The organism is Cellulophaga geojensis KL-A (assembly GCF_000568425.1).
GTDB lineage: Bacteria > Bacteroidota > Bacteroidia > Flavobacteriales > Flavobacteriaceae > Cellulophaga > Cellulophaga lytica.
The window spans coordinates 60,253-69,229 of the sequence record NZ_ARZX01000020.1; the positions used below are offsets into that span (position 1 = coordinate 60,253).

The 8,977-nt window shown below is 32.8% G+C and carries 4 protein-coding genes; 2 read left to right on the plus strand and 2 right to left on the minus strand.

Going from position 1 to position 8,977, the window contains the following annotated elements; translation table 11 throughout:
* Positions 1-7: 7 nt before the first annotated feature.
* Entirely contained in the window at positions 8-1,537 is a 1,530-nt protein-coding gene (locus KLA_RS13870; protein WP_013620247.1) for a RagB/SusD family nutrient uptake outer membrane protein, read from the plus strand.
* A gap of 150 nt (positions 1,538-1,687) precedes the next feature.
* Here KLA_RS13870 and KLA_RS13875 read toward each other — a convergent pair whose 3' ends face one another.
* Both KLA_RS13875 and KLA_RS13880 read right to left on the minus strand, forming a co-directional pair.
* On the minus strand, positions 1,688-2,392 hold the full coding sequence (locus KLA_RS13875) for a hypothetical protein (protein ID WP_013620246.1): 705 nt from the start codon (positions 2,390-2,392) through the stop codon (positions 1,688-1,690).
* 1 nt (position 2,393) lies between these two features.
* The gene (locus tag KLA_RS13880; RefSeq protein ID WP_034646460.1) at positions 2,394-6,656 is read right to left on the minus strand and encodes a thrombospondin type 3 repeat-containing protein; all 4,263 of its coding nucleotides are present in this window, start codon (positions 6,654-6,656) and stop codon (positions 2,394-2,396) included.
* A gap of 280 nt (positions 6,657-6,936) precedes the next feature.
* On the opposite strand from KLA_RS13880, the gene KLA_RS13885 reads away from it, so the two are divergent.
* Entirely contained in the window at positions 6,937-8,910 is a 1,974-nt protein-coding gene (locus KLA_RS13885) for a putative porin (RefSeq protein ID WP_034646461.1), read from the plus strand.
* Positions 8,911-8,977: the final 67 nt, after the last annotated feature.

The window sequence follows — 8,977 nt, forward strand, 5'->3', positions numbered from 1 at the left end:
TAAAAAAATGAAAAAAATATTAGTAATAGCTACAATGTTGGCAATATCAGCTAGCTGTAGTGATGATTATTTAGAGTCTGATTTGGAAAACATAGTTACAGACGAAACTATTTCAGAATTAGCTGAAGAATCACCAGAAGCTTTGTTGTCTACTGCAAGTTCTTTTGATACAGGTACAATTAATAACATGCGTACATTTAACGTAGCTGGTTCTGGTGGAAACCATAATGATTACGGACAAAAATCCATAGATTTAATGATGGATATTATGTCTAATGATATGATAGATTCTAACAATGGTTGGTGGTATGATGATTTGTACAAATACATTGGTAGAACTCAAGAATCTGGTACAGAAACCAACACAATTTGGGATTATTACTATGAGATAATTAAAGGTGCCAACCAAACAATTACACTTATAGGTGGTTTAGATGAATCTGTTTTAACGCAAGATTTAACTTATGTTTTATCTAGATCTAAAGTGGTAAGAGGATTGGCGTATTTGCAATTAATACAAATTTATCAAAAAGGAAACCCTGCAATGTCTGATGCTGGTGTGCCAATTATAGACCCTACAGCAGATTTAGTTAATGGGCCTGGTTTTGGTAGATTAACTGTACAAGATGTTTATGATCAAATAGAGTCTGATTTAAAAGAAGGTTATGATGGTCTTGAAGGATTTTCTAGACCAGATAAAACTGTAATTAATCAAAACATTGCAGCAGGTTATTTAGCTCGTTTTTACTTATTGTCTAAAGATTATACAAAAGCAATACAATTTGCAGAAATAGCAAAATCGGCAGGTTCTTTAGCAGCAGATCAATTGTTAGATGGTTTCCAATATATATCTAATCCAGAGTGGTTGTGGGGAGCAGATATTAATGGAGATACGTCATCTATTTATGCTTCGTTTTTTGCACAAATGCAATCGTATTCACCTGTGCAAAAAAGTGCTATTGGTGTAACACCAGGTTATACAGGACAATTAGGGCACCACAGAACTGTAGATGTTAGGTTGTATAATGCAGTAGCTTCTACAGATGTGCGTAGCAATTGGTTTGGACCAGATAACGGTTTTATAGATCAGCCTAAAGAGGGACAAATTTATAATTACAAGTTTTACGATGATACGTTTTTTGAAGCAGATTACGTATATATGAGAGTTGCAGAAATGTACTTAATTATTGCAGAAGCTAAGGCATCTAGTGGTGATGATGCAGGAGCGGCACAAGAATTATTTGATTTAGTTTCTACTAGAGATAATGCATACACACGTTCTACAAATTCAGGTAGTAGTTTAATGGAAGAAATTAGACTGCATAGACGTATAGAACTTTGGGGAGAAGGTTTTGGTTTATTGGATATGAAGAGATGGAATGTTGGTCTTGTTCGTGATTTTGAAGGTACAACACATCCTAATAGTCCTTCATCTTTCTTTAATATTCCTGCAGGTGATGCTCGTTTTACTTTTCAGATTCCAGAAACTGAAATTAATTTAAACGATGCTATTACGCCAGCAGATCAAAATCAATAATAATACAAATAGTATTAACATTGATTTTAAAAACTAGCCCAGATTATCAACTCTGGTATTTGGGCTTTTAATTTGTTTTAGTCAACATATAAAAAAGCTCTTAGGTTTATTTCTAAGAGCTTTTTTTGTGTGCTATAATGTTAAAGTTTTTTACTCTACTTTAAACTCAAATATTTCAGAGGTAGAAGTATTGTTTTCACTGTCTTTAGTAATTACTCTCCAATAATAAATAGTATTAGTTGTAACATTTGTGTTCATAGTAGTTTCTGTAGTTACTCCTATACTTGTAGTTGGTGTGTCATCCGTTCCAAATAATATTTCATAATCAACTATATCATCATCTACATCTTCACCAGACCATTTTAATGATACTTCATTAGTTGTAGCAATAGTTGCTCCTCTAGCAGGATTAATTGCGTCTGCAGGAAAAGGAGCGTAATTTTCTGTGCCAATCCCTTGGTTGTAAAATTTCCATATAGCACTGGTTGCAGTTTCTGTTGTGCCAGATGCTTTAGATATTACAAACCATTCATAAGGTGTACCCCGATCTATAATTACCGCTTCAGAGGTAGTTGTAACTGTTTTTGTTATGCTGTTGCCAGTGTTTAAATTTTTAATATTTATCTCATAGCTATCTGTATCAACTGCATCACTCCAGCTAAACTCTACAGAGCTTTGCCTGTTACTAACTATTGTTCCTTCATTACATTCTGTGTTGTTTTCAGGAAAAACTAAAGTGGTTGATTTTGGTGCTGCAATTGGTTCTGGAGTATCTGCACCACCATCATCACCGCCACCGCCACAAGACGCTAGCATTAAAGCACTAATACAAGTAAGTTTATATATTGTTTTCATTTTATTTTCTTATTATTTTATAGGTAAGTATGGTATGCTGTGTTTTTATGTTTAGTACATAAATGCCTCTTGCTAAGGAGTCTACATTAAATTGTAAAGCGCCATTATTGGTTTTATGGTCTTTTTTGTAAACTCTGGTGCCGTTTATGGTGTATAAAGCAAGTTCTACTTGTGTTACATTTGGTTTGTTTAACTCTATAGTTAAATCTCCTCCTTTAATAGGATTAGGATAAATAAAAATATCGGTGCTAGAAATAATTCGTTCTTCATAAATTCCTTGGCAGTCTTTATCAGTTTTTATACTTATTTTATTTTCTATTTTATCCAATGGGAGGGTAATTTCATTTTTGGTGGTAGTATATGTTTTATTATTTATGTTGATGTTATAGACTTTACCTCCAGTTAAATTAAATGTTACACTATTAGAAACAGAGTTTACCGCAGTTGATACAGCTAGTGGTTCTGGTTCTGAAATAGATACTGTAAAACAATTTTGATATTCTGGTTGTCCTTCAACAGTAATACAAATAGTGTAGTTACCTAAGGCCAAATCATTAAAAGATACTTCATTGGTAAATGTTTTAGATTCATTTACATTGCCACTTATTGTAGCTGTATAATTTAGTGCTATTTCTGCTGTAATATCTATAGCTCCATTGTTGCTAGAAATACAACTTTCTGCTGTTGTTTTTATTCTAAAGTTAGAAGAAGGTAGTGAGAAGATTTCGCATCCATTTATGTCAACAATAGTATTTTCTGGAGTTGCAGGGCACAAGTCTAAACTATCAATAACACCATCATTATCATTGTCGTTATCACAAACATCGCCAATGTTGTCGTTATCTAAATCTGCTTGGTCTGGGTTGGCAATTAAAACGCAATTATCATCTACATCTAAAATACCATCGTTATCATCATCAGTATCACATACATCTCCTATGCCATCACCATCGGTATCTAGTTGGTCTGCGTTGGCAATAGTAGAGCAGTTGTCATCTACATCTAAAATGCCATCATTGTCATCATCGTCATCATCTAGTTCACCTTCTAAAACAAAATCATCTATAACAACACCTTCTTCTGATACACCTGGGTCTGAATGAAAAACTATTCTGAAAATAATACTTTCTTCTAAGCTTAAATTTGGCTCCCCTAACGCTGCATTTGTATTAAAGTTGTAGCTATATTCTGTTAGGGTTGCATTGGTACCTGTCCATTGTTTTCCAGGGCAATTTTGGCAATCGTCAGCAACACCAGATATTGCATTTGTTCTGTCGCTGTTGTACCAGTTTGGTTGGCTATTAATGTTGCCTAAAACATTCCAATCTATACCTTGGTTTGTAGAGTATTCTACATAAACAATATCCCAATTTTCCTCTAACTCATAAGCCATTTTAAACTTTAAAATAGGATTTGCTATACTGGCTATATTGTAGCAATTACTAATTAAGTACGCTTTAGTGTTATTTGGGTGATCACCATCTAAGTTAGTAGCATAAACATTAGCTCCAGAGCTGGCAGTATTTAAAACCAAACCATTAGGAACTCCCTTTTCCCAAAGAGGTGTGTCGCCAGACTCATTATAGGTTAATAAGGATTCTTCATCACTATCAAACGTATTTACAATATTAGCATTTCCGTCTCTGTTTATATATAATGTGCTGTTTTTAGAGTTGTTTGTGTTAAAAGTGTCATTTGTTATTGTAGCAGTTATTTGTAAAGTAACCTTGCCAAAATCTGTAGTACCTATGTTAGGTAAACTTATTGTGGCAGTTTCTTCAAAATCTAAAGACCCGGTCCATATAAAGCTTAAATTTGTATTGTTTAATCCGTAGGCAAACGTAACTTCTGTTATAGTATTGGTTCCGTTATTTTTAATAGTTGCTACAGGTGTAATTTCACCACAAAGAACTGAGTTTATGGCTGGTGATATGGATATTAAGCTAACATCATTATCAGGATCTTTAATTGGCAATGGGGATTGCCAAACACCTCTTCCGTATGTAGCAGCTGTAATAATATTATCTGTTGTATTAATATCAATATCGCCTATAGCTACGTTTGGCAAGTTTGTGTCGTACTCTTCCCATTCAGTAAGTGTATCATCTAACCTGTAAACACCTAAACTTGTACCTACAAAAATAGGGTTGTCTTGGTGTAAACCTTGGTGAGCAATGCTAAAATAAGCTTGGTCTGTAGGTAAATTTAAAGTAATATCTTCTAAAGTAACATCTGTGCCATCTGTTGTAATTTTATAAACTCCACGGTTAAATGGTTGTCCAGATAATGCTATGCCTACTCTGTTAGATGTAGTAGCGTAAAGTATAGAGCTATCTAAACTGTTAACTGTTACATCTGATATGTTACCGGGTAAAGAGATATAAGAAGTAAAGTTTACTCCGTTATCTTCACTTTTATAAATAACATTATTGTTAACGGCATAAATTACATCGGCATTAATAGGATCTGTTTCTAAATCTTCAATTTTTCCAAACCCTACAGATGTGCTAATTTTTACCCAATTGATGCCTTCTAATTTATAAATGGCATCAAAACCAGCAAAAACTTCCCCTCTTTTATTAATAGCAAGTGGGGTAATCCAATTACCATCTATGTCTTCATCATCAGCGTTTTTAGGCGGACCTAATTGAGCAATGTTTTCGCCAGAATTAGATGAAATGTTTAGAGATCCTCCATTTTGAGTAAAACCATATATTAGATTATTATTGTTAGGGTCTATTACATTATCCATACCGTCTCCACCGTGGTAATTATTCCATTGGTTGTTGTTAAAAACGTTTCCACCATTATCTTGTAAACCACCAATCATTTTAGCAGAATCATCTTCTGCAACAGATATTCTGTAAAATTGCCCAATAGACATTCCGTTAGTTACATCTGTAAATGTTGTTCCATTATTCTCAGAAACATACAAGCCTCCATCACTACCACAAAAAAACTTAGAGTTATACATTTTTAAGGTATGTATATCTGCGTGGGTATAAGCACTATTATTAATGCCCCAATTATTTAGTTTTCCAAAGCTATTGCCTCCATTTGTGCTTCTCCATACATTTAGACAACCGGTAAATAAGGTGTTTTCATCTGTTGTAGATACTTCTAAGGCTAAATCAAACCAAGCTTGGTTAGACTCCAAAATGTCTGTAGTGTTAGATGTTTTTGTAAAAGTTGTTCCGCTATTTGTAGATTTGTAAATGCCTTGAAATGTATAGTCTGTATTTGCACTTACCACATATACAAAATTTTCATTAGCGGGTGTAACACCTAAAACCATCCTGCCAGAGCTTGTTGGTAAATTACTGGTAATAGTGTTAAATGTTGTACCACCATCTGTAGATTTGTAAAAGCTGTTAAAATCTACCGCATAAACGGTGTTACTATCGTTTGGTTTAAGTTTAAAATCGGTAATGTTTTCTTGTAATGTATTTACCCACGTTACACCACCATCTATAGTTTTATATAATCCGTTATTAGATGCTACCCAAACAATATTGCTATTTGTAGGGTCTATGGTAATTTCATTAGTTAAAAATGATATTCCAGATGTTATTGTACTAGTGTTTAAACCTGTTTCATTCCAAGTATTTCCGCCGTCTGTAGACTTAAAAACTCCAATACTGTATGAGTCTGCAGCATCATCATCTCCGGTAGAAATATAAATAATGTTAGAGTTGTTTGGGTCTACTGCAATACCAGATACACCAATTTGTAGAAAATTAGAAAAAAGGTTTGTCCAACTTGCTCCAGCATTTGTAGATTTCCAAATACCGCTAGCTGGTGCGCCTGCATACCAGATATTTTCGTTGTTAGGATCTACTGTAATAGCATTAATTCTCCCGTTGCCGGGTAATCTGCCAGCAAACACATTACTTGTAGATGGTCCTACAGACGTCCAATTACTAGTTGGGTTTACTTTGCCCGAGGTATTGTTTTTAGATTTCCAGGCATCATAAATTTCTTTTGAGGTTGGTATGTATCCGTTACTGTTTTGGTAGTAACTCCAATAATTTTGCCACCTCATAAAAGGTTTGTATCCACTACCTTTTTCATTTTTATTTCTGGTTTTCCAATAATCGTCAAATGAAGACCTTAAATCTTCTATAGTGCTATTGTAATTACTATTTTTTGCAGCTGAGTTAGCCTTATTTTTTCTTAGATCTTTCATCCAAGGGGCGGCTTCATTAAATTGAGCAAATGAAAAGGAGCAGCTCAATAAAAATAGCACAAGTAGTTTTTTTGTCATTTTTAGTTTGTTTGGTAGTTAAGTTTAAAAGTGTTTTTTTTGGTTTTATTTAACGTTTTAGCAAAAGAAAAGTGCTAAATATCTTAATTAATAGTAGTAAACACAAGAAAATAGCACTATTTTGTTAAGTAAATCTTAAAATATGTAATTTATTTATGAGGTGTACACTTGTTAATTTTTTATTGCAACCTTGTTATATAGTGGTTGGTCTGTAAAACGTAACAAAACTTTCACAGATATTTAAATGTAAAAAATTACCTTTGCTTATATTTTTTTATAAATGAGATATATTGTATTTGTATTTTTACTTTGGGGATCAGTTGCCTTTGCGCAAAATCCAATATCAACTAAAAAAGATTTAGGTTCTAAAGGAGAAGAAAAACCAGGTAAGGTTTTAGCTAAAGGTGAAGAAGAAAAACCAAGTGTAGAAGAGTATAAAATATTTACTATAAAAAAAGATACAACCTTTTTAGATACGACACTAACCATACAAAAAGAATATAAGTATAATTATCTGAGAAGAGATGGGTTTGAGCTTATGCCATTTGCAAACATTGGAAAACCATCAAATAGGTTAGGGGTAGATTTTGATAGTGAATCAATGTATCCTTCTTTAAGTACATCTGCATTAACAGATAATTATTGGAGTGTAAACCAAATTAAGTATTATAATGTGCCAACGCCTTTAACAGAGTTAATGTTTAAAACAACAATGGCACAAGGACAATTGTTAGATGCTATGCTAACATTTAATATGTCTCCTCAGCTAAATATATCTTTAGGATATAAAGGGTTTAGGTCTTTAGGGAAGTATAATTATGATCAGGCAGAGTCTGGTAACTTTACCGTAACATCTAATTATACATCTAAAAATAACAGATATCAATTGTTAGCACATATTGCTGCGCAAGATGTAACTTATCAAGAAAATGGAGGTTTAACAGACGGTGATACTCAGTTTGAAACCGGAGATGATGAATTTACCACAAGAGATAGGTTAGACGTTGCTTTTATTGATGCAGAAAGTATTGTTTTAGGAAAAAGATATTTTTTAGACCAGCAATATAAGTTAATTAAAAAAGATGAAGATTCTACAAGCAGTATTATAGCTACATCAATAGCGGTTGGACATCAGTTTAGTTATGAAACAAAATTCTCTAAATTCAATCAAGATAACCAATATGATTATTTTGGAGATACCTTTTTAGATGAGACAAATGATAAAGCTCATTTGCAAACAACCTACAATCAATTAAACACTACGTTTTCTAACAAATTATTAGGTGAGCTAAAAGGCTTTGTAGGTATTTATAATTATAACTACTTTTTTAAAAGCTTATTAATTACTCCAACAGGTACAATAGATAATCAGTTAAGAGGAACGGAAATATCTTTAGGTGCTGCTTACAGCAAAAAAATAGGAGAATTTAATTTAAAAGGAGAAGCTGCTTATAATGTATCAGGAGATTTAGGAGGTAGTTTTTTAAATGCAGAAGCTACCTATATATATAAGGACAAACATAAATTTAAGGCAAGTTTACATAATGAGTCTAAAATGCCTAATTTTAATTTCTTGCTTTACCAAAGTAATTATCAAAATTACAACTGGCAAAATACGGCAAGTTTTGACAAACAAAATATAAACAGTTTAAATTTTCAGTATAGCTCCAAGCCATACGGAACATTATCTGCTAAGTATACAAACATAGATAACTATACTTATTTTAAATCTACGGCTACAGAAGAGCAGATTAATAATGGTCAAGAAAACGCATATATAAAACCGTTTCAAGAAAGTGCTTCTGTTGGATATTTAAAAGTAAAGTACAGCAAAGAATTTAAATTTGGTCGCTGGGCATTAGATAATACAGTAATGTATCAAAATGTATCACAATCTAACTCCGTATTAAATTTACCAGAATTTGTAACTAGAAATACGCTTTATTTCTCTAAAGATGTGTTTAAAAAAGCAATGTTTATTCAAACAGGGGTTACATTTAAATATTTTACAGCTTATAATATGAATGCCTATAACCCAGCTTTGGGTGAGTTTTACGTACAAAACCAACAAAAACTCGGGGCATATCCTATGTTAGACTTTTTTATAAACGGAAAAGTAAAACAAACAAGGATATATTTAAAGGCAGAACATTTTAACTCATCCTTTACAGGCTATGACTTTTATTCCGCACCTAACTACCCTTATCGTGACTTTGTAATACGTTTTGGTTTGGTATGGAACTTCTTTTCTTAATATTTATAACTGTACGTTATAGTATAATAGCTTTTATTCTTTAACCCTACACTCGCCTTTGTGGCGG

What these genes read in the sequence shown, in the direction of transcription:
- KLA_RS13885 (WP_034646461.1), top strand. Translation starts at nt 6,937, where the DNA reads ATGAGATATATTGTATTTGTATTTTTACTTTGGGGATCAGTTGCCTTT.
- KLA_RS13880 (WP_034646460.1), bottom strand. Translation starts at nt 6,656, where the DNA reads ATGACAAAAAAACTACTTGTGCTATTTTTATTGAGCTGCTCCTTTTCA.
- KLA_RS13870 (WP_013620247.1), top strand. Translation starts at nt 8, where the DNA reads ATGAAAAAAATATTAGTAATAGCTACAATGTTGGCAATATCAGCTAGC.
- KLA_RS13875 (WP_013620246.1), bottom strand. Translation starts at nt 2,392, where the DNA reads ATGAAAACAATATATAAACTTACTTGTATTAGTGCTTTAATGCTAGCG.